The following is a 1,282-nucleotide window of genomic DNA, read 5'->3' on the forward strand; positions in this document are numbered from 1 at the left end:
CCCGTACACCGTCTCCTGGGACTGCGTTCCCGCCTGGTGCCCGGCGTACAGGTCCTGCTCCTGCGGCGCCGGTCCGCCCTGCTGAGCGGCCTGCGGGTCGTAGTCCCACGCGTCGTAGCCGCCGCCGTCCGCGCCGGACTCACCCGCTGCGGCGGGCGGCGCGGGCGGGACGGGCGGGGGCGGGCCGTCGTACCCGGCCTCGCTCTCCTCGACCGGGTCGAGCGGACGCATCTCGCCGCTCTCCTCGGCGCCTTCGCGGCGCTGGCGCTTGCTGTTGCCCGGCTGGCCGCCCAGCGCCCAGCCGGTGGAGAACCCGCGCCGGAAGGACAGCGTGACAAAGGTCTGGCCGGTGGCGAACGCGAGGGTGCCCAGCGCGATCACCGGCACGTTCGGCAGCACCACGCCGAGAACCACGGCCAGAAAGCCGGAGAAGGCCAGCAGCCGCCAGCGCAGTCTCGCCTTGTACTGGAGCAGGACCTCCCCGAGCAGCCACAGGGCCACGATTCCGAACGCGATGTAGAGGACCGCCCAGCCCATGTACGCCCCTCTCAGCTGTGCTTCAGCGCTGTTCCAGGCCCGCCCGGTGCAGACCGAGGTTCTTGTAGACGTCCAGCGTCGCCGTCGAGTGCAGCGTCGTGTTCAGGGTGACGAAGTGCAGACCGGGGATGTCCTCATCCATCAACCGTGCACACAACTCGGTGGCGAACTCGATCCCGACCGAGCGTACAGCCATCGGGTCGTCCTTGACCGCGCGGAGCCGATTCTCCAGCTCTTCGGGGAAGGAGGAGTTGCTGAGCTCCTTGAAGCGTTCGATCTGCCGCAGATTCGCGATGGGCATGATTTCCGGGATGATCGGGACATCGCATCCCGCGGCGGCCACCCGGTCACGAAGCCGCAGGTAGTCCTCGGGGTCGAAGAACATCTGGGTGAGCGCGAAGTCCGCCCCCGCCCGGCACTTGTTGATGAAATGCCGGATATCCGTCTCCCAGTCGGTGGAACGCGGATGCATCTCCGGAAATGCCGCGACCCCGACACAGAAATCGCCCGACTCCTTGATGAGACTCACGAGTTCCGCGGCGTATGTCACACCCTCGGGGTGCCGGTTCCACTGCCCCATCGGATCGCCGGGCGGGTCGCCGCGCAGCGCGAGCATGTTGCGGATGCCGGCGCCCGCATACTGCCCGATGATGTTCCGCAGCTCGGACACCGAGTGGTTGACGGCCGTGAGGTGGGCGACCGGGGTGAGCGTCGTCTCGGTGGCGATCCGCTCGGTGGCCCGTAC

1 protein-coding gene and 1 pseudogene are annotated in these 1,282 nt (G+C 68.6%); both read right to left on the reverse strand.

Annotation, left to right across the window (positions count from 1 at the left end):
• Positions 1–537 (reverse strand): annotated as a pseudogene (locus ACWF62_RS20485) (hypothetical protein); the annotation flags it as partial.
• Positions 538–559: 22 nt separating this feature from the next.
• The coding region (locus tag ACWF62_RS20490; RefSeq protein WP_452631246.1) for a methylenetetrahydrofolate reductase at positions 560–1,282 on the reverse strand (723 nt) is incomplete at its 5' end.

This window comes from Rhodococcus sp. NPDC054953, from assembly GCF_053609225.1.